The 21,417-nt window shown below is 51.0% G+C and carries 24 protein-coding genes; 9 read left to right on the top strand and 15 right to left on the bottom strand.

The genetic code is table 11. From position 1 onward, the window contains the following. Window positions 1–46 precede the first annotated feature (46 nt). Entirely contained in the window at window positions 47–931 is an 885-nt protein-coding gene (locus ACMP1L_RS07295; RefSeq protein WP_418452495.1) for a LysR family transcriptional regulator, read from the top strand. An 11-nt stretch (window positions 932–942) separates the two neighbouring features. Here ACMP1L_RS07295 and ACMP1L_RS07290 read toward each other — a convergent pair whose 3' ends face one another. The 3 genes from ACMP1L_RS07290 to ACMP1L_RS07280 all read right to left on the bottom strand — a co-directional run bounded on the left by ACMP1L_RS07290 (window position 943) and on the right by ACMP1L_RS07280 (window position 2,677). Further along, the gene (locus ACMP1L_RS07290; protein ID WP_373245616.1) at window positions 943–1,200 is read right to left on the bottom strand and encodes a TIGR03905 family TSCPD domain-containing protein; all 258 of its coding nucleotides are present in this window, start codon (window positions 1,198–1,200) and stop codon (window positions 943–945) included. 127 nt (window positions 1,201–1,327) lie between these two features. After that, window positions 1,328–1,603: a type II toxin-antitoxin system HicB family antitoxin gene (locus ACMP1L_RS07285; RefSeq protein WP_118732857.1), complete on the bottom strand. Its 276-nt coding sequence runs from the start codon at window positions 1,601–1,603 to the stop codon at window positions 1,328–1,330. A gap of 210 nt (window positions 1,604–1,813) precedes the next feature. After that, the gene (locus tag ACMP1L_RS07280) at window positions 1,814–2,677 is read right to left on the bottom strand and encodes an RluA family pseudouridine synthase (protein ID WP_418452493.1); all 864 of its coding nucleotides are present in this window, start codon (window positions 2,675–2,677) and stop codon (window positions 1,814–1,816) included. Window positions 2,678–2,936: 259 nt separating this feature from the next. On the opposite strand from ACMP1L_RS07280, the gene trhA reads away from it, so the two are divergent. Beyond that, complete coding sequence (gene trhA, locus ACMP1L_RS07275; RefSeq protein WP_418452491.1) at window positions 2,937–3,587, top strand: PAQR family membrane homeostasis protein TrhA; 651 nt, start codon at window positions 2,937–2,939, stop codon at window positions 3,585–3,587. Here trhA and ACMP1L_RS07270 read toward each other — a convergent pair. From ACMP1L_RS07270 to ACMP1L_RS07250, 5 genes are all read right to left on the bottom strand, one after another. Further along, on the bottom strand, window positions 3,562–3,834 hold the full coding sequence (locus tag ACMP1L_RS07270) for a GIY-YIG nuclease family protein (protein ID WP_373245618.1): 273 nt from the start codon (window positions 3,832–3,834) through the stop codon (window positions 3,562–3,564). The two genes, trhA and ACMP1L_RS07270, sit on opposite strands and share 26 nt — an antisense overlap. 316 nt (window positions 3,835–4,150) lie before the next feature. Then, on the bottom strand, window positions 4,151–5,719 hold the full coding sequence (locus tag ACMP1L_RS07265; protein WP_418452489.1) for a DUF3794 and LysM peptidoglycan-binding domain-containing protein: 1,569 nt from the start codon (window positions 5,717–5,719) through the stop codon (window positions 4,151–4,153). A 105-nt stretch (window positions 5,720–5,824) separates the two neighbouring features. Then, the gene (gene cysE, locus ACMP1L_RS07260; protein ID WP_418452488.1) at window positions 5,825–6,475 is read right to left on the bottom strand and encodes a serine O-acetyltransferase; all 651 of its coding nucleotides are present in this window, start codon (window positions 6,473–6,475) and stop codon (window positions 5,825–5,827) included. Window positions 6,476–6,572: 97 nt separating this feature from the next. After that, window positions 6,573–7,004 carry a protease complex subunit PrcB family protein gene (locus ACMP1L_RS07255; protein WP_118732851.1) on the bottom strand — a complete coding sequence of 144 codons (432 nt, stop codon included), beginning with the start codon at window positions 7,002–7,004 and terminating at the stop codon, window positions 6,573–6,575. A 117-nt stretch (window positions 7,005–7,121) separates the two neighbouring features. Further along, window positions 7,122–8,513, bottom strand: coding sequence for a sodium-dependent transporter (locus tag ACMP1L_RS07250; protein ID WP_177303686.1), 1,392 nt, complete (start codon window positions 8,511–8,513; stop codon window positions 7,122–7,124). Window positions 8,514–8,653: 140 nt separating this feature from the next. Here ACMP1L_RS07250 and ACMP1L_RS07245 point away from each other — a divergent pair, with 140 nt between their 5' ends. Further along, on the top strand, window positions 8,654–9,520 hold the full coding sequence (locus ACMP1L_RS07245; protein ID WP_418452486.1) for a LysR family transcriptional regulator: 867 nt from the start codon (window positions 8,654–8,656) through the stop codon (window positions 9,518–9,520). A gap of 14 nt (window positions 9,521–9,534) precedes the next feature. Here the strand turns inward: ACMP1L_RS07245 and ACMP1L_RS07240 are convergent, their stop codons facing one another. Beyond that, a complete protein-coding gene (locus ACMP1L_RS07240; RefSeq protein WP_118732848.1) occupies window positions 9,535–10,500 on the bottom strand; it encodes a D-2-hydroxyacid dehydrogenase in 966 nt (321 codons plus the stop codon). 167 nt (window positions 10,501–10,667) lie between these two features. Between ACMP1L_RS07240 and ACMP1L_RS07235 the strand changes: the two genes are divergently transcribed. Next, window positions 10,668–11,396 carry a histidine phosphatase family protein gene (locus ACMP1L_RS07235; protein ID WP_418452484.1) on the top strand — a complete coding sequence of 243 codons (729 nt, stop codon included), beginning with the start codon at window positions 10,668–10,670 and terminating at the stop codon, window positions 11,394–11,396. A 15-nt stretch (window positions 11,397–11,411) separates the two neighbouring features. On the opposite strand, the gene spoIIID is transcribed toward ACMP1L_RS07235, so the two are convergent. The 6 genes from spoIIID to ACMP1L_RS07205 form a co-directional block, all read right to left on the bottom strand. After that, window positions 11,412–11,690 (bottom strand): sporulation transcriptional regulator SpoIIID, encoded by a 279-nt coding sequence (spoIIID, locus tag ACMP1L_RS07230; RefSeq protein ID WP_118732846.1) that lies wholly within the window; start codon window positions 11,688–11,690, stop codon window positions 11,412–11,414. Between the two features lie 70 nt (window positions 11,691–11,760). After that, the gene (locus ACMP1L_RS07225) at window positions 11,761–11,934 is read right to left on the bottom strand and encodes a chorismate--pyruvate lyase (protein ID WP_118533521.1); all 174 of its coding nucleotides are present in this window, start codon (window positions 11,932–11,934) and stop codon (window positions 11,761–11,763) included. Beyond that, window positions 11,927–12,985: an FUSC family protein gene (locus tag ACMP1L_RS07220; protein ID WP_475544527.1), complete on the bottom strand. Its 1,059-nt coding sequence runs from the start codon at window positions 12,983–12,985 to the stop codon at window positions 11,927–11,929. The genes ACMP1L_RS07225 and ACMP1L_RS07220 overlap by 8 nt, the downstream gene beginning before the upstream one ends. 165 nt (window positions 12,986–13,150) lie before the next feature. Further along, window positions 13,151–13,873 (bottom strand): amino acid ABC transporter ATP-binding protein, encoded by a 723-nt coding sequence (locus tag ACMP1L_RS07215; RefSeq protein ID WP_118732845.1) that lies wholly within the window; start codon window positions 13,871–13,873, stop codon window positions 13,151–13,153. Further along, window positions 13,857–14,525 carry an amino acid ABC transporter permease gene (locus ACMP1L_RS07210; protein ID WP_118732844.1) on the bottom strand — a complete coding sequence of 223 codons (669 nt, stop codon included), beginning with the start codon at window positions 14,523–14,525 and terminating at the stop codon, window positions 13,857–13,859. Before ACMP1L_RS07210 ends, ACMP1L_RS07215 begins: the two co-directional genes overlap by 17 nt. Before the next feature lie 22 nt (window positions 14,526–14,547). Continuing rightward, window positions 14,548–15,429 (bottom strand): substrate-binding periplasmic protein, encoded by an 882-nt coding sequence (locus ACMP1L_RS07205; RefSeq protein WP_243025692.1) that lies wholly within the window; start codon window positions 15,427–15,429, stop codon window positions 14,548–14,550. A 261-nt stretch (window positions 15,430–15,690) separates the two neighbouring features. Here ACMP1L_RS07205 and ACMP1L_RS07200 point away from each other — a divergent pair, with 261 nt between their 5' ends. The 5 genes from ACMP1L_RS07200 (at window position 15,691) to ACMP1L_RS07180 (ending at window position 21,229) form a co-directional block, all read left to right on the top strand. Further along, window positions 15,691–16,560, top strand: coding sequence for a polysaccharide deacetylase family protein (locus ACMP1L_RS07200; RefSeq protein ID WP_418452482.1), 870 nt, complete (start codon window positions 15,691–15,693; stop codon window positions 16,558–16,560). Then, the gene (locus tag ACMP1L_RS07195) at window positions 16,557–17,393 is read left to right on the top strand and encodes a polysaccharide deacetylase family protein (protein WP_418452480.1); all 837 of its coding nucleotides are present in this window, start codon (window positions 16,557–16,559) and stop codon (window positions 17,391–17,393) included. The genes ACMP1L_RS07200 and ACMP1L_RS07195 overlap by 4 nt, the downstream gene beginning before the upstream one ends. Then, entirely contained in the window at window positions 17,386–18,780 is a 1,395-nt protein-coding gene (locus tag ACMP1L_RS07190; protein WP_418452479.1) for an MATE family efflux transporter, read from the top strand. The genes ACMP1L_RS07195 and ACMP1L_RS07190 overlap by 8 nt, the downstream gene beginning before the upstream one ends. 55 nt (window positions 18,781–18,835) lie before the next feature. Further along, window positions 18,836–19,420 (top strand): TetR/AcrR family transcriptional regulator, encoded by a 585-nt coding sequence (locus ACMP1L_RS07185; RefSeq protein WP_118732839.1) that lies wholly within the window; start codon window positions 18,836–18,838, stop codon window positions 19,418–19,420. Between the two features lie 273 nt (window positions 19,421–19,693). Beyond that, on the top strand, window positions 19,694–21,229 hold the full coding sequence (locus ACMP1L_RS07180) for a sodium/proline symporter (protein WP_418452478.1): 1,536 nt from the start codon (window positions 19,694–19,696) through the stop codon (window positions 21,227–21,229). The last annotated feature ends 188 nt before the right edge of the window (window positions 21,230–21,417 follow it).

The raw sequence follows: 21,417 nt of genomic DNA, 5'->3' as shown, positions 1-21,417 counted from the left end.
TTTATCACATCGTTTAAAATTTTTTAATTATCTAAGGAGATTTCCTATGGAATTTCGCGAGATCAGCACCTTTCTGCAGGTTGCACAATATCAGAGCTTTTCCAAGGCAGCCAGACATCTGGGATACTCCCAGGCCGCCGTCACCATTCAGATCAAGCAGCTGGAGCAGGAGCTTGGTGTCCATCTTTTTGACCGGATCGGAAAACAGATTTCCCTGACGCATCAGGGACAGGTATTCTATCAGTACGCCGTCTCCATCCGCAACGATCTGGAGCAGGCAAAAAACGCAGTTTCCGATCCTTCCACGCTAAGCGGCAAGCTCTGCCTCGGCACCATCGAGTCCATCTGCGCTTCCATTTTCCCGGATCTTCTGGCCGAATACCACCGGCTGCACCCGGAGGTCACCATCAGCATCGTAACGGATTCTCCCGGAGTACTGCTCGACCGGATGAACGAAAACACCATCGATATCGTGTATCTTCTGGACCGGAGGATCTATAACAACCGCTGGTGCAAGACCCTGGAGGAACCGGAAGAAAATATCTTTGTGGCCTCCCCGGACCATGAGCTGGCCCTGGCAAAGCGTGAACTGGAGCTTGATGAGGTTCTGCGCTTTCCGTTTTTCCTGACAGAAAAAGATGCCAGCTACCGTCATATGCTTGAACAGTATCTGGCATCCATAAATCGTTCCGTAAAGCCGTTTCTGGAAATCGGCAGTACAGAATTCATCATCCATATGCTATTGAAAAATACCGGGATCTCATTTCTTCCGAAATTCACGGTCCAGCGGGAATTACAGCAAAAGCAGCTGACTGCCTTAAATGTCCGCGGCTTCCAGATGCAGACCTGGCGGCAGATTTTCTACCACAAGGATAAATGGGTCACCAGGGAAATGCAGGAATTTCTGCGCCTGGCAGACAAGATGAGCTAAGCCCCTTCAGCCTATTTCCGGCTCTCATCGTAACATTTGCGCACAGCCTGGGCCAGCTGGTCTGCGCAGGATGTATCCTTAAAACCGCATGTATTGCCATGCAGCGTATTGTAGATCTGGTCTACGGTCATGCCGTCTACCAGTTTACTGATTGCCTTTAAATTGCCATCACAGCCTCTGGTAAATTCTACGTTTCTGACAACATCACCATCTAAGTCAAAAGACAGAGAGGCTGCGCACACATTGTGCGGTTTTACAGTGTATCTCATGATCCAACTCCTCCTTATCATTCGTTTTCGTGACAAAGAATGTGCCCTGGCACATTCTTATGCCGAGGCGTAGTTGCTTCGGCAACCCAGGCTGCCGCAAACAGCCTGGTCCTTGTCTCCAGACGTATCAGTCACTGTCCGGAAGAAGCTTGATGCGCACGATGATCCTGCGGACGAAACCGCCCTCCGGAACCTCAATATCCTCCTCATGGCTCTGTGCCGGGAATTCTCCTCCCTCTTCCAGTTCCACCATCAGCCAGTTATAAGCTGCTTCTCTTGCGTCATCCAGAGCATCCTCCAGATCCGGGCCGTCTCCTTCACAGAGCTCCAGGTCCGGGAATACGATATGGAAACCATCATCGTCTTTATGCGGTGTGATTACCGCTGGATAGGTAAATGTCATGTTCCTGCCTCCATTTTCTTTCCGTTAATCCAGCTCAGCGCATGAATCCACGCTGCAGGCTTGTTTAAACGAAGCAGTATCAGTATACGACATTATCGCAGATATGTAAATGGATTATCTTTTGTGCTCCGCCGGTTTCCCCATGGATCCACCCGCTTTTTGATTTGTACTTCCTTTGTACATTTTCTAGTCTGTCCATCCTTTACGGATTTATACATGCTCCTGTCCGATCGCAAACTTGCGGAAGATACCGCCGGACGGATTCTGCCGGAAGGTCATGATCTTTCCGGTGACCGGATGAGTAAAACGGAGTTCATACGCTGCAAGCGCGATGTCGGCACGATGCGCACGCGGACGGCGGGCCGCTATGCGGTCAGTACCGGCCTGTGCGGCGCTCCTGCGGCCGGACAGGGCACGTCTGCGGCCAAAACCGCCTGCCGGAGAATCTGCACTGTCAGCAGCGATGGATCCTGCCGCCTGGTCTCCCTGACAAAATGCCGGATTGTAGCGGTTATCTCCCCAGAGCGGCAGCCCGTGGCCGGACATCTGCACCCGGATCTGGTGATGGCGGCCGGTCAGAAGCTCAATCTCTGCAAGGGTCAGTTCCCCATAGGGCTCCACCGTCTTTGACTCAAGCACGCGGCAGATGAGTTCTGCACGTTTTCCACCTTTTATCCCCATATCCACAATTCGTGATGTATTTTCCTTTTCATCTTTCAACAGATAATCCACATACTTTTCCACATTATCCACAGGTTTTCCACAGAGTACAGCAAGGTATTTCTTGTGCATTTTCCCTTCTGCTACCTGCTTACTCAGCGCAGCTGCGGCATTTTTCGTTTTGGCATACACCATAACACCACTCACCGGCTTATCCAGTCTGTGGATAACTCCCACATAAGGTTCCACAGATTTTGTGGACAGCTTGTGATTATCCACTGGTTTTCCTGTGGATAAATACCGGCGGATCTCACTGACCATGTCCGCGTCAAAACCGTGGCCGGACTGGGACTCCATGCCCACCGGTTTCCACACCACCAGCACCGCTTCATCTTCATATAGTATATTCAGCATTCTTCTGTTTCCTCTCCTTTTTAACAATATCCGTAACTGTTCAGTACCCTCACAGTTACGAGCAAAAATCCATTGAAAATTGCCTTCGGCAATGGGATTTTTGCCTGCATTTTGGCAACTAGTTTGAATTTCAAAGTTTTTCAGGAAAATCTATTGCATTTTTTGCCGCACCGCTGTATAGTATATAAAACAGCTTAATGTAGTTTTCAAAACTACATGTATCCTTTTGCTCATCACATTTCCGAAAGGAGGAATCATCATGACTCTGAAAATCAAAGATCCGGGCAGTGCCCTGACTCATTTTATCGCCATGATCCTGGCTCTGTGCGCCGCTTCCCCGCTCATCATCAAGGCTGCCGCAGAACCGGACAAATCCCATGTACTGGCTCTTTCCATATTTATTATCAGCATGATCCTGCTCTATGCAGCCAGCACCATTTACCATACACTGGATATTTCACCGAAGATCAACCGCATGCTGCGCAAGGTGGATCACATGATGATCTTTATTCTGATTGCAGGAACCTACACGCCAGTCTGCATGCTGGTTCTGGGAGACCGCACCGGCTGGATCATGCTGGCACTGGTATGGGGCATTGCTGCTGCAGGCATCCTCATCAACGCTTTGTGGATCACCTGTCCCAAGTGGTTTTCCTCCATGGTCTACATTGCCATGGGCTGGGTCTGCGTACTTGCCTTTGGAAAGATCATCGCGGCACTTCCGCGGCAGGCCTTTGGCTGGCTTCTGGCCGGCGGTATCATTTATACCGCAGGCGGCGTGATCTATGCCATGAAGCTGCCGATCTTTAACCAGAAGCACCGCTATTTCGGTTCTCACGAAATCTTTCATCTGTTCGTAATGGGTGGAAGTCTCTGCCATTACATCATGATGTACGCATTTGTTGCGTAAACGCCTCGATCAGCTCCAGCTTTTCCTTCCGGCTTAGCTGTTTGACCGCCCATTCCCGCCGCATGGCCTCCTGCTTTGTACTGAAGGTTTCATAATACTTCAGTACCACAGGCCTGCGGCTTTTTGTATACCTGGCACCCTTCCCCGCATTGTGGGCTGCAACCCGTTCCTGCAGATGGTTTGTCCATCCGCAGTAGAGGGTTCCGTCCGCACATTCCAGGATATATGTATAATTTTCCTCTGTCATGTTATGCCTCTTTTCCGGCTTCTCCGGGTTTTCCGGGATCAGCCGTTCACACGTTCCCTATCATCCTATCATAAGAAACGCTGCCGCGCAACGCTCCGGTTCCCACCACAAAACGCTATGTAGGCGGTGCCTGCTGCTTGCAAGTACAGCATGCGCCGCCCAGGTTTCCCTGATCTATGAAAAGCACCGGCCTGATGCGATACCCCGGTTTCTGGCTGACTCGCCGCTATCTGCATGGATCAGCTATGTTTCATAGTATATCCTACGCCGGTCTGTTTTCTTTTGTGTCTGTCCGTTTTTTTATTTTTCCGGAAACTCATCCAATTTCCTTTACCAGGATCAGGCAGTCTCCTGCTTTGATTTCTCCGCCGGGCAGCTCGTTGGAGGCCAGAATGGAGTCCTCTGTGGTATGAAAGTGCTTTGCCACATCCCACAGGCTATCCTGCGGCTGCACAAAGTATCCCACGATTCCCGGCATGGCCTTCATCTTTTCCGTATCTGCCGGCAGGACCTGTACCTGCCGGATCACCTGCCCCGGCTCAGACTGCAAAACCAACAGATCAAACGCGATCACTCCACGCAGCTCCGCCTGTCCGCCTCCGGCCATAACCGCAGTCAGCTGTTCCAGCCCAGGCTCCAGATACCAGCTGCTGTCCTCACGGATTCCGGGCACCTCTGCCTCATAATGAAACGGAACCAGCCGGGTCACTGCCTGTACCGGGCGCGCATCATCATCCGTCAGGTACAAAAGCTTCACCTCCAGAACTCCGTCCAGGGCCAGAATTTCCTCTCTGCTCTCCACTCCGTCCAGCTTCACACTTCCGCCGCTGTGACAGATTTGCAGGACCCTGGGATCTGTTTCCAGATTTACCTTTTCCGCAACCTTGCATTTTCCAAAGTTTCGGGTCAGGATCCGGTCAAATACTGCATCTGCGGTTTCCGGCACGATTTCCCGGTTCGTGGCATAGAGATCCTGCAATAGCTCCAGTTCCTGCTCCTCGTAGAGACGTACATCCAGCTCGATCACAGCGTCAACAGAAAGTTCCCGCAGTTCCCCGTCATAATCCGGTTTTTCCTCTATTTCCCGGTGAACCAGCTTCATGCCGATTGCCGGTATCATCTCTGCCTCTGCTCCCTGCATCTTAACTTCTCCGGAAAACGGAATGTTTTCCTCCACCCACTGCACCTGTCCGTCTCCGCCGCCCTCGTAAAGAACAAATACCATCAGGGTTCCCTCCAGATGGATCTGACCATCCAGCGGCTTCGCGAGACAGCCGGCCAGACTCATCTCAGTCCACAGCATACGTTCAATAGCCGGTTTACTGCCGGGCAGGGTAACATCCTCTTTTAATCGGTAGGTATCCTTTCTGCGAAGAGCAATCGCTGCTGTGGGAATCTGCCTCTTCTTCACCTGAAGATGAATTTCTCCGTCAGCAGCCCCGCTGTCTCTCACATCCACGGCGGCCTCTGTGTCATACAGGCTTTCTGCCTTCACCTCCAGCGTCACAATGGCCCGGACCCCCAGTTTGCGCGAATGAATCATCTCAGTATCCAGATCATCCAGCTGCCAGCCCACACTGACATAGTCCTTTTCCTCCAGTTCCGGCACATTGATACCTTCCTCGAACGGGATTGCTCCACCCAGTGTCTGCAGTCCGCCTTCTTCTGTCCGGTAAAGCACATGGAATTCCAGCTTTCCACGCACCGTGATCCGCTCCCTCTGCACCTTCACCGGCTCCAGCTGGATCAGTCCGGAATCCAGGATCACCTCACTGATATCATCCATGGTATCCGGAACGATAAAATCATCATCCAGGGTCACCTGCGTTCCCGTCTGGCTCTTCAGACGGTTCCTGTGTATGTTCCGCTTTTCCAGTTCCAGCATAAAAAAGCACCCACCTTTCTTTCCATATCAGAAACCCTTTACAGAAAGTCTATGTGAGTGCTTTTCTTTTTATGATACCGCCTCCATACGGGGCGTTGTCTGCTGCTACGCTTCCCTGGAGGCTTCCTCCAGCTCTCCCTTTAAATGCTCCAGCTCTGCTTCCAGCTCTTTAACACGCTGTTCCATCTTTTCGAAATGTTCCATGGTAACCGCTTTTTTGCGGTTCTCAATGGAAACCCCGGCTACCTTGACCGGCCGGGCCGGAATACCTACTGCGGTGGTATCGTTGTCAAGCGGCTTTAACAACACCGCGTTGGCAGCAATATTACAGTTGTCTCCCACCTCAAAGGCGCCAAGGATCTTTGCACCGCAGCCTACGGTAACATTATTGCCCAGAGTAGGATGACGCTTGCCCTTGTTCAGACCCACTCCGCCCAGGGTAACGCCCTGATAAATAGTACAGTTATCGCCAACGACAGTCGTTTCACCGATGACAACACCGCAGCCATGATCAATGAGAATGCCATGCCCCAGCTGCGCACCGGGATGAATCTCGATCAGGGTAAAAAATCTGGCAATCTGAGAGATCAGACGCGCGATAAAAAACATATGATGCTTATAAAACCAATGGGCAAACCGATGCCAGATCAGCGCATGGACACCCTGATAAAGCAGCAGCACTTCCAGTGCGCTCCGCGCTGCCGGATCCCGCTCCTGTACGGCTTTTACATCCAACCAGATATCTTTCAAAATCATAATCCCAATCCTCCGCAATATACGTTAGAATTTTAGCTTTTATTTTACCATATGATATGAAAGAAATACAAGTACCGGCAGATGAATTCCTAGTAAATTACTGGAATATAACAGGTTCCTCCAGATGTTCGGTTTTTACGACAATGTACGGATACGATTTTTCTGTTCCGGCCTGTTCCGCACTCTCCGGCCCCAGAAGCTCCGTATCTGCCACAATCGCATTCTCCGTCAGGTAAAGCTCCTTCACGGAAATGCTGCAGCCTCCGGTCTCCTGTTCTCCGTAGCCCACGACTATGTAAAGATTCTGGTCATCGGTATAGGTCAGCTTAAAGGGCGCCATCTTTTTCTCTCCGATCACATTCTTCAGCTCCTCCGGAAGATCTGTCTCTCCCACTACGGTAAATTCCAGATCGCGCACCTTTTGCAGATCTTCCTTCTCCACGCTGCAGGCCGTCAGAAACCGCACCACGAAGACCCAGGCCAAAAGAGCCGCCACCAACAGCACCTTTCCGCTTTTTTTCTTTCCCATAACAGCCTCCCCGAAAAAATTTGATAGTAATAGCCTATTCTAATTCCGGTGCGCCTATGCCTGGCTCTGTAAATTTTTTCTGTTTAACTCTGTAAAAGAACGAAAGCAGGCCTGGGGTCATGCAAAAATTCCGGTAGACTGCAAGAACAGCACAAGCATCATCAACGGAGCGATGTAGCGTATCATCACCCGGTAGATTGCTTTTCGTCCAAAGGTCTCTCCATTTCGCTCCATCTCTCCGATGACATAGTCCGGAGTTTTGATCCAGCCAATGAGAATGGCGGAAAGCAGGGCAATGAACGGCATCATGACACTGTTGCTGATGTAGTCCATAACATCTAAAAGCTGCGCGCCAGAACCGTTCGGCAGCGTAATTTCAAAATAAAAAACACTGTATCCCAGCGCAATGACCGCTGATGCTGCCAGGTAAATGACCGCCAGCACCAGGACGGTCTTTTTGCGTTCTGTGTGGAAAATCTCCATGCAGTTGGCCGTAATGGATTCCAGCACGGAAATGCAGGAGGTCAGGGTTGCGAAAATTGCTGCTACGAAAAACAGGATTCCCATAAACACACCAGCCTTCCCCATAGCCGCAAAGACCTTCGGAAGAGAAATAAACATCAAGCTCGGACCTGCGCTCATCCCTTCTGTTCCGGAAAACACGTATACAGCCGGAATGATCATGGCACCGGCCAGCAAAGCCACTCCGGTGTCAAAAATCTCGATCTGGTTGACCGCCCGGTTTAAATCCACCTCCGGTTTTACATAAGAACCATAGGTGATCATAATTCCCATGGAAACACTGAGGGAGAAAAACATCTGGCTCATGGCATCCAGCAGGATCTGTAAAAACCGGCGTAATGTTATACCTTCCAGATCCGGCCTGATATAATACAAAAAGCCCTCCATACCGGTGCGTACCTGACCATCTGCATCTACATGATGCAGTGTCAGCGAATATCCGGCAATGATAACCACCAGAACAAGAAGCACCGGCATCATGCACTTGGATACCCGTTCGATACCGCCCTCAACACCATTATAAACGATCAACGCTGTTACGCCCATAAATAAAAGTGCAAAAATGACCGGCGAAACCGGTGAAGTGATAAAGGATGTGAAGTACCCGTCCCGGGCTGCCGCTTCTGCCTGCCCGCTCAGGTAGACCACCGCATAGCGGGTAATCCAGCCTCCGATGACTGCATAATAGGTCATGATCAGAACCGGTACCAGGAATGTCAGGATTCCCAGAAATTTCCATCTTTCCTGCATTTTGCTGTAAGCTCCGATGGCACTTTCTTTTGTTCTGCGCCCAATGGCAATATCTGAGGTCAGCAGGGTAAAGCCAAATGTGAGTACCAGAACCAGATACACGATCAAAAACAGGCCGCCTCCGTCTTTTGCTGCCAGATATGGGAACCGCCACAGGTTTCCCACACCAACAGCACTTCCGGCAGCTGCAAGAACAAATCCGATCTGTCCCGAAAAATGACTTGATTTCTTTTCCATAACAAAACACCTTCTCTTTTTCTTTCATGGGACTGTCAAAAAACCAGCCCATATTGCTTTATTAAGATAGCATGTGTTATGATATCAGTAAATCAAATGTTTTTACTGCTATATATAAATTTTTGTAATGGATGGAGATTATGAAGGAACAGAAAGACCGCTATGAGATATTTTTAAAGGTCTGTGAGACCGGCAGCTTTTCCGGGGCTGCCACTGCTTTAAATTATACCCAGTCCGGTATCAGCCAGATGATGGCCGGGCTGGAGGAAGAGCTTGGCGTTCAGCTTTTTGCACGGATAAAACGTGGTGTAATCTTAACGGACAACGGTGCACGGCTGATCCCCTACATTCAGGAAATGGTAAACCAGAAGGATAAACTGCGCCAGGCCGCCTTTAACATCAACCACAAGATAGAAGGAAAGCTGCGGGTAGGCAGCTTTTCCAGCATCACTGCTCTGTGGATGCCGGACGTGATCCATTTTTTCACGGAACATCATCCCGGTGTGGAAGTTGAGGTTCTGGATGGAAACTATAACGAGATCCGGGAATGGATCCTGCACGGACAGGTTGACTGTGGCTTTCTCTCCTCGATCATGGCCGATGACCTGACCTTTTATCCACTAAAAGAAGACCCTCTCTGTGCTGTCTTTCCGGCATTTCATCCGCTGGCAGCAAAAGAGAAGGTCTCCTTAGAAAGCTTACTGGATTATCCCATGATCATCGAGACACCTGGCTGCGACAATGACATTCAGCATCTTCTGTCCCAATGCCGGCGCCGGCCGGATATTGTCTACAGTTTCCGGGATGATAATCTGATCATGGCCTTTGTGCAGAATGGACTGGGCATCACCATTTCCCAGGAGCTGGTCATGAAAGCATTTCCGAATCAGCTGGTTTCCCGCCCATTGGATCCACCCCACCATCGTACCATCGGTCTGGCCTTCTCCAGAACCGCAAGCTCCGTAGTGTCACAGACCATGCTACATTACCTGCAGGCGAGATCGTAAACCAAAAACGGGGCCTATTTCCGATTTCCGGTCTTTACATTTACCTGATTGCGCATCTCTTCCTTCTCTCCGGCCAGATATTTCTCCAGATTTTCCCCGGTGATCCGTACAATGCGCTCAAAGGTCTCACGCAGATGGAATTTTCCTGCGCTGTGCGGGGTTATGATGGTGCGCGGCGCATCCCAGAGGGGATGGTCTGCCGGAAGCGGCTCCGGCTCGGTTACATCTAACGCACAACCGGCCAGCGCACCGCCCTCACGCAGGACTTTATTTAACGCATCGCAGTCTACCGCATCGCCGCGTCCTGCGTTGATGAGATAACTGCCCGGCTTCATCAGGCGCAGACGGCGCTCATCCATGATGTGATGGGTCGCCGGGGTACTCGGCAGAATAAATACAGCGAAATCCACCTTCGGTAAAACCTCATCCAGCTGGTCCATGGTGTAGAGTTCGTCGATGAAATCCGGCTTCTCTGCCACGTTGCGGCGAATACCAATGACATGACTGCCCAGCGCCTTCATGCGTTTTGCATACTCACTTCCGATATCACCAAGCCCTGCTACCAGTGTGGTGGAATTCCAGATGGAGGTTACGCTGCCCTCTTCCTTCCACTCATGGTTGATCTGATTCTTCATATATAAATCCATCTTGCGGCAGAGCATCATGGACATGGAAACCATATGCTCGGAAACAGACAGACCATAGGCACCGGTGGCACAGGTCAGAATCGTATCCGGGCCAATGACTCCCGGCTTGCAATACTGGTCAGAGCCTGCAGAATTTAACTGCATCCACTCCAGATGGTCATTCTGCTTCACAAGCTCCGGACTGATGTTGCCAAAAATGATGTCCGCTGCCTTTACCTCCTCTGCAGTGGCAGTCTTGATGGTGGTGTAACGAAACTCACAGTCCGTTCCGATTTTCTCTATGTATGCCTTATGCGTATCATCGAAAGGCATGGCTACTAAGATATGCTTCATTGGGGGATCCTCCGTATTGTAATGGTTTTCCGTTTCATTTTAAAATAAAATAAAGAAATGCACAATGCAAAAAACTGTGAAATTATGTTATCATAACCATAACTAACTCTCAAAATCACATGTGATACCGGATCTTATCTTCCGGTTTTGACTGAAAGGATTCCAACATGAAACTTCTGATTGTAAGACACGCTGATCCGGACTATTCCATCGACTCCTTAACCCCAACCGGCTGGCGGGAAGCGGAACTGCTTTCTGACCGGCTTGTCCGTACTCCGGCGGACTTTTATTATGTCTCGCCTTTAGGCCGGGCACAGGACACAGCTTCCCTGACTTTAAAAAAGCTAAATCGCACTGCCGAAACCTGCGAATGGCTGCAGGAGTTTTCTCCACGTATCATAAAACCCGGCATGGACCGGACCAGCTGCATCTGGGACTGGCTCCCGGAGCTCTGGACAAAGGAGCTGCGCTATTATGATCCGGAAGAATGGTATCATACCGATGCCATGCGATCCATTCATGTCGAAGAGGAATTCAAACGGGTCACCTCAGAATTCGACCGGCTCCTGGCCGCCCACGGATATGAGCGGGAAGGCCTGTACTACCGTGCTGTCCGGCCAAACCGCGACACCATCGTGCTGTTCTGTCATTTTGGCGTGGAATGTGTGCTGTTAAGCCATCTGATACACGTTTCCCCGATGCCGCTCTGGCACGGCCTGTGCGCGGCACCGTCCTCCGTCACCACCATTTACACGGAGGAGCGTCGACAGGGCATCGCAAGCTTTCGGGCCGGCACATTCGGAGATGTTTCCCATCTCTACGCGGCAGGGGAGGAGCCTTCCTTTGCGGCCCGCTTCTGTGAAACCTGGGACAATAAAAAAGAGCGGCATGACTGAACATGCCGCTCACTGCTACAAGTTCTCCTCCCGGCTGCAGATAGCCACCCTGTGCTGATACTTCTCCCGGGTGGCCATGCCGCCGCGGATATGGCGCTCCGATTTGTTGATGTTCAGGACGATCCTGGCCCGGGCTGCCAGCGCCGGATTTATGTACTCCAGCCGGTCCGTGACGTCCTTGTGGACCGTGCTCTTGCTTATCCCAAATTTCTTCGCCGTCTGCCGCACCGTGGCATTGTGGTCTATGATGTAATTGGCAATGGCAACGGCCCGCTCTTCGATATAATCCTTCAAAAGAAAACCCCTCAGAATTCTTTTTTACAGTCTATGAAGAACTCTGAGGGGTTATACCGTTTATTCACTTTTATGCCATACTGTATTCCAGCATCTCATATGCCACGCGGCAGCCTTCGCTGATCTCTGCCGGAAGCAACGCTCTTGCCACGCATTTTTCTTCTGCGGACGGATCGTCCACCCGCTGTAAATATGCGTAATCTCCGTCAATTCTTGCTACGGTATACTCGACTCTCTCAAACATAGCCTTCTCTCCTTTTCATTTCGCGGCCAAACAGCCGGTTTAAGATCTGATCTAACAGCATGGTATAAGCTGCTGCTCCCACGTTGGTCCCGATTCTTAAGACAATGGCTCCCACTAGTCCAAAGGCCCCGGACGCAATATAAAGTGCACCGAAGGTATTAAACACCGTCTGCCATGCGTATCCGGCAGAATAACCGACACCAATTCCGCCCAAAATGCCCAGATATGGATGCAGTGACTGGGGCAGCAGAAAATATAAAACAGCGAATACCGCACAGCCCAGAACATTGTATAAGCCACGGATTTTCGCCCTTGGCTGCATATCCCCGGAAAATGGCAGGCACACGGACATGCAGGCAATTCCGGCCCACATGGCTCTGGAAATTCCCAGAAGATTCATGATGAGAAGTGCCGTGGAGACCGTCAGCGTCATACGGATATACCACCAGTTTCTTGCCGAACGGAAATGGAATTCCCGGAACAGATCCAGAAAGCTTCTGCGGTACGGACGCAGTCTCTGATTTTTATAAAATACAGCCATGCAGATGAGCATTCCCAAAAGCAGTCCCACGATACGTTTTTCATAATCGGCTCCGCTGACATCGTAGCCCTGAAGCAGCAGATAGCTCAGAACGAATGTAGAATGATTCGACATGATCACATTGTGGCAGCCCAGCACCATCAGAATCATGATGAAGATACAGTTTGCAAGAAACGCATATCCCGGTGGCAGCATATTGGAGAGGCGCGGACCTGCAATCAGCACGCCGAAGATCAATCCGATACAGATGAGTCCGTGCGACGTGCGGATTCCGAAATCTGCCTGACGTAGCACCAGAAGCGCCAGAAGCACCACCACGCCCACGATGCTGTTGGCTGAACCAAACAGCAGGCTGAAGGCGGTCACCACCGCAAAGCAAAACGCTACCACAAGATACACCTTCGCGTTATAAATAAAAATATGACGCTTTTTTTCTTCTTTATTTTCTGACCGCCGGATCAGATTCTTCGATCCTGCGGAGCTTAACTGTAATTCCTGGTAAATAGTCATAACATCCCTGCCTTTTTTCTTTTTATCCATTGCAGTCTGCCCGGACGGAAAACAGCAATGTATTAAGAACTATATCCTGTCGCGGCAGGAATGTCAAATCTTTTATGCAAAAACGGCAGTACGTATTTTTTGTACGCACTGCCGTCCGGCATTCTGCAATATGATCTACAGCACCTTCTCGAGGAAGTTCTGTGCACGCTCGCTCTTCGGGTTTGAAAAGAATTCGGCCGGGTTGGAGTCCTCCACGATCTGCCCGTTATCGATGAAGCAGATGCGGTCGGAGACTTCCCTTGCAAAGCCCATCTCATGGGTAACAAGCGCCATGGTGATCCCGGTGTGGGCCAGGCCCTTGATTACCTCCAGAACCTCTTTTACCATCTCCGGATCCAGTGCGCTGGTCGGCTCATCGAACAGCATAATCTTCGGCTCCATGGCCAGCGCCCGCGCGATGGCTATACGCTGCTTCTGTCCTCCGGAAAGCTTGCCCGGATACACGTCTGCCTTCTCGGTCAGGCCGACCAGCTTTAAAAGCTCCAGAGCCTTTTCCTTCGCCTGATCCTTCGGCATCTTATTGACCCGGATCGGCGCATAGACCATGTTTTCCATGACTGTCATATGCGGAAACAGATTGAAATGCTGGAACACCATGCCGATATCCTTGCGGATCTTCTGAATGTCGGTCTTCGGTGCCGTAATGTCCTGTCCTTCAATGAGCACCTGGCCGCTGGTCGGCCGCTCCAGCAGATTCATGCACCGCAGAATCGTAGATTTACCGGAACCGGAAGGACCGATCAGGGTAACAACCTGGCTCTTTTCAATCTTTAAATTGATTCCTTTTAACACATCAAGAGAGCCAAAGCTCTTATGGACATCATGAAACTCGATCACTTCGGTTCACCCACCTTTCTACACGACTGGCTACCATAGACAGCAGCATGACAAAAACATAATAGATCAATGCGATCACCAGATACGGCTCAAAGAACCGGAAGGTCAGTACCGTGATCTGGTCTGCTGCACGAAGCAGTTCCACCGCTCCGATATAGGAAAGGATGGAAGACTCTTTTAACAGGGAAATTGCCTCATTTACCAGGCTCGGCAGGATATGCTTGACTGCCTGCGGAAGGATGATATCCTTCATCATGTCCCGATATCCCACACCCAGGGACATGGCAGCCTCATACTGTCCGCGGTCAATGGCATTGATTCCGCCACGGAAAATCTCGGAAATATATGCAGCTGAGTTCAGTGAGAAGGTCAGCACACCGGACTGCATCGTGGTAAGGGTCATACCGGTTAACTGCGGAAGGCCAAAATGCACGATACAGAGCTGTACCAGAAGCGGGGTACCACGGAAGATCGAGGTGTAAAAGTTACCAAACCAGACAAGAGGCTTACATTTACTGATTTTGATCAGCGACAGAAGCACACCCAGTATAAATCCAAGTACCGCCGCCATGGCCGTTATTTTTAAAGTAGTCAGTGCACCATGGTATAAGAACGGCCAATACTGCCAGACACTGCTAAAATCAAGCTTCATATGATTTCCTTTCTTTTCAAAATTAGTCCAGGATGAACTGCTCGCTTAAGTGCTCTGCGATGATCTTGTTTAACTCGCCGTCATCCATCATCTCTTTCAGAGTGTTGTTGAAGGTCTCATAGTACGGAGACTCCTTCGGGAAGCCGATTGCAAAGCAGTCATCGGTCTTGTCCAGAAGGCTCATCTTTAACGTATCGTTATTCTTCAGGAATTCGCTTGCGCCGGCGCCATCAATGATGCAGGCATCCGCACGTTTACTCTTTACTTCCTCGATGCAGGCCGGGCTTCCCTGAATACCAACTGCGTTGACATCCGGGATACTTTCAGCTACCTGCTGATAGTTGGTACCAAATACATATGCTACGGTCTTGCCCTGGAGGGAATCCAGATCCGGGTAATCATCCTCTGCGCGGTAAACGATCGCATTTCTCGGATAGAAGAAGATTTCGGAGAAATCCAGAGTCTTCTCACGCTCCTCGGTCGGTGCCATGCCGCCGCTGCAGAAATCAATCTGGCCGGCCTGGATTGCTGCCATCAGACTCTTAAACGGCATATCTACAAACTCAACGCTTCCTCCGTTTTTCTCAACGATTGCCTTAACAATATCAATATTCATGCCAACATAGTTCTTGCTTCCGTCTGCTGCCATCTCGATGGACTCAAACGGAACAAAGGTTGCGGAACAGCCAACCTTCACGGTCTTGCCTGCAAACGGGTTATCTGCAGATACCTCAGCCTCACTGCTCTCTGCTTCGCTGCCTGCTGCTTGTGTTGTCTCTGCTGCAGTGCTCTCTGTCTCGGCAGCTGTCGCTGCTGCGGTGGTCTCTGCCGGCTTGCTGCCGCATCCGGTCATAAGCACAGCGGCCAGCATTGCACCAGCTGCGAAAAGAATATGTTTTTTCATAATTTCATTCCTCCTCAAGTGTATGATTGTGCATAAAAATAAATATTCTGGCTGATTATATCACTTTTATTTCCCCATTTCAACTAAACCGGTGAATATTATTCATAAATTCCCATACAAAATATTTATAAGAATACTCCTGCGCGGTTATACCGGACCGGGCGGTTGACATTGATCTTTCCCATGCTTATAATCGAACTATGAAAGGAAAACTCTTCCTAATTATAAAAGAAAGTTTTCAGACCGCGAAAGGAGCATTTTATGTACATTGCAGATGGAAAAACAAACGGACCAGCGTTTTCCTGGCCAGACGGCAAACGCATTGCCGTGATGGTTACATTTGATTATGACGCTGAATTTTTACGGATATCCCGCGCCAAAAGCAAGGGAACGAGCATTGGCTTTACCGATTTTTCACGAGGTCAGTACGGCCCTCATGAGGGACTGGCCAGATGCCTTGATATGTTGGATACCATGAACATCAAATCTACCTTTTTTGTGCCGGGCGCTGTGATCGAGACCTACCGGGATACCGTAGAGGAAATCCACCGGCACGGCCATGAGCTGGCCTGCCACGGCTACCGGCATGAATCCGATCCGGAGCTTTCCCGGGACGAGATGATAAAAATCCTGGATAAAAGTGAAGCGCTGCTCGCAGAGATCACCGGAAAAAAGCCGGTGGGACACCGGGCACCGGAAAGCGTGCTCCAGGATTTTATGCCGGAGCTTCTGGCTGAGCGTGGCTATCTGTACAGTTCTTCCATGAAGGACTGTGACTGGGCTTATCTCTGGGAAAAGGATCAAAAGGAGCTGCCCCTGGTAGAGCTCCCAAACGATATCACCATGGATGACTTTACCTATTATTATTTCACCTTCAGTGATCCTGCAGTCCGCTGTATGTACCCGAACCGGGAGGTCTTCGGCAACTGGAAGCAGGAATTTGACGGTCTGGCCCTGGAGGGCAACAAGATCTTCATCTTAAAGCTGCATCCGCAGATGATCGGTCGCACGAGCCGCATCGGCATGGTAGGCGAATTCATTGCCTACATGCAGAATCACGGCGCATGGATCACCACCTGCGAGGATGTAGCACGTTATGTACAGAAGCAGAACGGAGGAAACAGAGCATGATGAACTGGCCTGACAACAAACGCATTGCCGTGATGATGGCATTTGACCTGGACGCAGAAACGATGTGGACCACTCACGGAGACGGCAGTACTGCCCATATGACAAACCTTTCCCGCGGCGCCTACGGCCCCAAACAGGGTGTACCGCGCATCCTTGACATGCTGGACAGCCACCAGGTAAAGGCAACTTTTTTCATTCCCGGCGTAGTCGCTGAGCATTACCCGGAGGTCGTGAAGGAGATTGCACGCAGAGGACACGACATCGGCTTTCATGGCTATCTGCATGAGGAATCCACAAAAACTACCTATGAGCAGGAAGATGCCACCATGCACCGCAGTGAGAAGATCATCTACGATCTGACCGGGCAGAAGATTGCCGGACACCGAGCACCGGGCGGCGTTATCCATGACTACAGCCTGCGCCTGTTTTTGGAGCATGGCTATATTTACAGCAGCAACTGGCGCGACAGTGACGGCCCGTTTCTTCATCAGATCGACGGTAAGACCATTCCGCTGGTGGAGCTTCCGAAGGATTCCATTTTCGATGATACCGCCTACGACTTTTATACCGATGCTGCCCCGGAGCGCTACGGACTCAAATCCCCGGATGAGATGTTTGAGATCTGGAAAGAGGAATTTGATTCCCTGGCTGTAGAGGGCCGCATGATCAATTTTGTGCTGCATCCGCAGTTTGTAGGCCGGGCCAGCCGCGTGCAGATGCTCAGCCGCCTGATCGGCTACATGAAATCCCACGGTGCCTGGCTGGATACCAACCGTGCCGTTGCCTCCTGGGTATTAAAAGAAAACGGCTTCCAGGTACCGGATCATGAATAAACAGGCACCGGATATTCTCTCCGACCAGGCACAGAGCCACTTAAACCGTACCATCCTGAAGCTGGCCTGGCCCGCGATCCTGGAGCAATTTCTGATCTGTATGGCATCCCTGGCCGACACCGCCATGGTAGGCTCTATCGGTGCTTCTGCCACTGCCGCAGTGGCTGTCAATATTTCCAGTATCTGGCTCATCAACGGCTTTATCACCTCCTTAAGCGTGGGCTTTTCCTATCTGATCTCCCATGCAGTAGGCTCCGGTGATGATGATCGTTCCCGCCGGATCACGGCCCAGGGACTTGTGTGCGCAGCCGTGCTTGGTCTTTTGCTGGCTCTTGGCGTAGAGCTCATCTGCCATCCGCTCCCCATCTGGCTTGGTGCTGCTCCGGAGGTCATTCCCCAGGCACAGCGCTACATGCAGATCATCGGCTACGGCCTCACGGCCCAGACACTCTCGGTAGTACTCTCCGCGATTTTTCGTTCTGCCGGAAACACGCGGATCCCGCTGGCTGCCAATCTGACCTCTAACGCAGCCAACATTGTCGGAAACTTTTTCCTGATCTATCCGGTACGAAGCCTAACCATCGGCTCCCACACCATTTCCATCTGGGGCGCCGGGCTTGGTGTTGCAGGAGCGGCCTGCTCCACCATGCTTTCCCAGATGCTTCTGCTGGTCATTCTGCTGGTGTTCCTGACAACTGCCAAAACACCGATCCGGCTGCATCCGTTCCATACAGATTACCACGTGGAACGGCAGGTACTCGGTCAGCTCTGGCATATCAGTATTCCGGTTCTTCTGGAACGTCTGACTCTGACCTCCGGACAGGTGGCCTTAACCGCCATGATCTCCGGTCTTGGGACTATTTCCCTGGCAGCGCACTATCTGACCAATCAAACTGAGGGACTGCTTTATCTGCCGGCCTACGGCTTCGCCTACACAGCTACTGCGCTGGTGGGCCAGGCTCTTGGTGCCGGACGCAGGGATCTGGCGGACCGGTTCGCCTTCCGCATCTGCTGGATCGGTTCTGTCGTTATTATCGCAGCCTGCGTGCCGGTTGCCATTTTTTCAAGGCCCATCATCAGCCTGTTCAGCCGGGAACCTGAGGTCATTGCCCTGGGCAGCAAAACGCTGTTTATTGCGGCAGCCACGGAAATCTTCTTCAGCTTTACTGTCATCGCAGGCGGCATCTGCCGCGGCTCCGGCGATGTGCGTTTCTCCCTTCTGGTGAGCATCATCGGTATGTGGGGACTGCGGATCGGCCTGGTATGGCTGGCGATCCACCTCCTGGCGCTGGGCGTGACAGGCGTATGGCTGGCCATTGCCGCAGACTGCTTCATCCGCATGGTGCTGTGCATCTGGCGGATCAAGAGCCGAAAATGGCGGAAATAATGCGGCTGCCCGGGAAGTGCCAAAACAGCAGAACAGAAAAAAGCAGGAGGATATTATGGCAAAGAAAAACGCACGAAACACACGCGGAAAGATCGTAAATGCCGCATGGAAGCTCTTCTACGAGCAGGGCTATGAGGATACCACCGTGGAAGAGATCATTGACCTGTCCGGCACCTCCAAGGGATCCTTTTACCACTATTTTGACGGTAAGGATGCGCTTCTTTCCACCTTAAGCTCCCTGTTTGATGAAAAATATGAAGCGCTTACCCTGGAGCTGACACCGGCCATGAGCGCCATGGACCAGCTTCTCTTCTTAAACCAGGAACTGTTTCGTATGATCGAAAACAGCATCTCCCTGGATCTTCTGGCAAGACTTTATTCCACCCAGCTTACCACCAATGGTGAGAAGCATCTGCTGGACCATAACCGTATTTATTACAAGCTTCTGCGGAAGATCATTGCAAAGGGGCAGGCAGACGGACAGCTCAGTACCCGCTCGAATGTGAACGAGATGGTAAAGCTCTATGCCCTGTGCGAGCGGGCGCTTCTCTATGACTGGTGCCTCTGCTCGGGAGAGTATTCCCTGGTGGAATATGCCGGGAAAGTCATGCCCGGATTCTTAAGCAGCTTCCAGCCCTGACCGGCCGGAAGCTGTAAAAATGAAAAATTTTAATTTTTGTATTGACTTTCTTTTATTATATCGTCTACTCTGTTTTTCTTATAAAATCTAGTGTTTTTCGCTTATATTTCACTAATCGTACAGTATTCATTCTATACTTCATTCTGTATTGTGGTCTATTTTAGTTCATGCTATAATTGAGCACATCATGCTGTCGGTTCGTAACTGTGAAGGTACTGAACAGTTACGTCGGTTCTTTATTTATGCCGACAAAGGGAATGAGGAGGAAAATTTATGCTATCAGGACAGATTGGAATCCTGGCAGCCATTGTCATTTATCTTGCGGCAATGGTATACGTGGGATTCTATTTCAGCAAACAGGGCAGCGGCGATTCCGCTGACGATTTCTACTTAGGCGGCCGGAAGCTCGGACCGCTTGTAACCGCCATGAGCGCGGAGGCATCCGACATGAGCAGCTGGCTCCTTATGGGACTTCCGGGTGTGGCTTATCTTTCCGGCATCGCTGACGCGGGCTGGACTGCCATCGGTCTTGGCGTTGGCACTTATTTAAACTGGCTGATCGTAGCACAGAGACTTCGCCGCTATTCCGTAGTCTGCAATGCCATCACCATCCCGGATTTCTTCTCCAGACGTTTTCACGATCAGAAGAATATCCTGATGTGCATCTCCGCGATCATCATCCTGATTTTCTTTATTCCGTACACCGCCTCCGGCTTTAAGGCTATCGGAACCCTGTTCTCCAGCCTGTTCGGAGCAGATTATCACGTTGCCATGATCGTAGGCGCCATTGTTATTGTAGGATATACTGTCATGGGCGGCTTTATGGCAGTGTCTACCACTGACCTCATCCAGAGTGTTGTTATGACCATCTCTCTGATCATCATTGTATTTTACGGTATCCACATGGCCGGTGGCTGGGAGGAGGTCGTAAACAATGCAACCTCCCTGGCCGGTTACCTTTCCATGAACCACATTCATGACCGTGCAAGCGGAAACGCAGCTCCATACAGTCTGCTGACCATCATATCTACCGTGGCATGGGGACTTGGCTATTTCGGTATGCCGCATATCCTGCTCCGCTTCATGGCAATTGAGGATGAGAAAAAGCTGACCCTTTCTCGCCGGATCGCAACCGTATGGGTACTGATTTCCATGTGCGTGGCTATCTTAATCGGCATCATTGGTTATGCTGCTTCCGTGGCGGGCGCAATCCCGCTCTTTACCCAGAGCTCTGAGTCTGAGACCGTCATCATCCAGTTCGCGCATCTGCTGGGACAGCACAACTTCCTGCTTTCCCTGGTTGCGGGCGTGGTTCTGGCCGGTATCCTGGCGTGCACCATGTCCACCGCAGACTCCCAGCTGTTAACCGCAGCATCCGGTGTCTCCCAGAATCTGCTCCAGGATTTCTTAAAGATTAAAATGAGCACGGCAGCTTCCATGATGGCAGCCCGCCTGACCGTAGTCGGTATTGCCATTGTCGGTGTATTCCTGGCCTGGAACCCGGACAGCTCCGTATTCTACATCGTATCCTTCGCATGGGCAGGCTTCGGTGCCGCATTCGGCCCGCTGGTACTCTTCGCCCTGTTCTGGAAACGCACTAACCTGCAGGGTGCCCTGGCCGGAATGGTAACAGGCGGCGTGATGGTATTCGTATGGAAATACCTAGTACGCCCGATGGGAGGCACCTGGAATATTTATGAACTGCTTCCGGCATTCCTTGTATCCGCACTGGCCATCGTGATCGTATCTCTGGCAACCAAGGCACCATCCGAGGAAATCTGCAGAGAATTTGATTCCGTCAGGAAATAAAAATATTGAGACGGAACCACTAAAAGGTCCGAAGTTCCGGAAAGCGCGTACAGAAACGCAGAAACGGTGGAATTTTGCGCTTTGTTCACTGCGCCGCCTATTGTCAGACCTGCGACCCAAACTCGCACGCGCTGCGTGCTCAAACAAGGGTCTCCGGTCTGACGCTATGCTCGCTCACAAAGCAAATT

Source organism: Ventrimonas sp. (assembly GCF_048380235.1).
GTDB lineage: Bacteria > Bacillota > Clostridia > Lachnospirales > Lachnospiraceae > Brotaphodocola.
Note: the sequence above shows the minus strand (reverse complement) of the source record. Positions and strands in the feature narration are given on the sequence as shown.

Bases quoted from the DNA above. Each gene is read 5' to 3' on its own strand.
- ACMP1L_RS07295 (WP_418452495.1), top strand. From the start codon at position 47: ATGGAATTTCGCGAGATCAGCACCTTTCTGCAGGTTGCACAATATCAG.
- ACMP1L_RS07290 (WP_373245616.1), bottom strand. From the start codon at position 1,200: ATGAGATACACTGTAAAACCGCACAATGTGTGCGCAGCCTCTCTGTCT.
- ACMP1L_RS07285 (WP_118732857.1), bottom strand. From the start codon at position 1,603: ATGACATTTACCTATCCAGCGGTAATCACACCGCATAAAGACGATGAT.
- ACMP1L_RS07280 (WP_418452493.1), bottom strand. From the start codon at position 2,677: ATGCTGAATATACTATATGAAGATGAAGCGGTGCTGGTGGTGTGGAAA.
- trhA (WP_418452491.1), top strand. From the start codon at position 2,937: ATGACTCTGAAAATCAAAGATCCGGGCAGTGCCCTGACTCATTTTATC.
- ACMP1L_RS07270 (WP_373245618.1), bottom strand. From the start codon at position 3,834: ATGACAGAGGAAAATTATACATATATCCTGGAATGTGCGGACGGAACC.
- ACMP1L_RS07265 (WP_418452489.1), bottom strand. From the start codon at position 5,719: ATGCTGGAACTGGAAAAGCGGAACATACACAGGAACCGTCTGAAGAGC.
- cysE (WP_418452488.1), bottom strand. From the start codon at position 6,475: ATGATTTTGAAAGATATCTGGTTGGATGTAAAAGCCGTACAGGAGCGG.
- ACMP1L_RS07255 (WP_118732851.1), bottom strand. From the start codon at position 7,004: ATGGGAAAGAAAAAAAGCGGAAAGGTGCTGTTGGTGGCGGCTCTTTTG.
- ACMP1L_RS07250 (WP_177303686.1), bottom strand. From the start codon at position 8,513: ATGGAAAAGAAATCAAGTCATTTTTCGGGACAGATCGGATTTGTTCTT.
- ACMP1L_RS07245 (WP_418452486.1), top strand. From the start codon at position 8,654: ATGAAGGAACAGAAAGACCGCTATGAGATATTTTTAAAGGTCTGTGAG.
- ACMP1L_RS07240 (WP_118732848.1), bottom strand. From the start codon at position 10,500: ATGAAGCATATCTTAGTAGCCATGCCTTTCGATGATACGCATAAGGCA.
- ACMP1L_RS07235 (WP_418452484.1), top strand. From the start codon at position 10,668: ATGAAACTTCTGATTGTAAGACACGCTGATCCGGACTATTCCATCGAC.
- ACMP1L_RS07225 (WP_118533521.1), bottom strand. From the start codon at position 11,934: ATGTTTGAGAGAGTCGAGTATACCGTAGCAAGAATTGACGGAGATTAC.
- ACMP1L_RS07220 (WP_475544527.1), bottom strand. From the start codon at position 12,985: ATGACTATTTACCAGGAATTACAGTTAAGCTCCGCAGGATCGAAGAAT.
- ACMP1L_RS07210 (WP_118732844.1), bottom strand. From the start codon at position 14,525: ATGAAGCTTGATTTTAGCAGTGTCTGGCAGTATTGGCCGTTCTTATAC.
- ACMP1L_RS07205 (WP_243025692.1), bottom strand. From the start codon at position 15,429: ATGAAAAAACATATTCTTTTCGCAGCTGGTGCAATGCTGGCCGCTGTG.
- ACMP1L_RS07200 (WP_418452482.1), top strand. From the start codon at position 15,691: ATGTACATTGCAGATGGAAAAACAAACGGACCAGCGTTTTCCTGGCCA.
- ACMP1L_RS07195 (WP_418452480.1), top strand. From the start codon at position 16,557: ATGATGAACTGGCCTGACAACAAACGCATTGCCGTGATGATGGCATTT.
- ACMP1L_RS07190 (WP_418452479.1), top strand. From the start codon at position 17,386: ATGAATAAACAGGCACCGGATATTCTCTCCGACCAGGCACAGAGCCAC.
- ACMP1L_RS07185 (WP_118732839.1), top strand. From the start codon at position 18,836: ATGGCAAAGAAAAACGCACGAAACACACGCGGAAAGATCGTAAATGCC.
- ACMP1L_RS07180 (WP_418452478.1), top strand. From the start codon at position 19,694: ATGCTATCAGGACAGATTGGAATCCTGGCAGCCATTGTCATTTATCTT.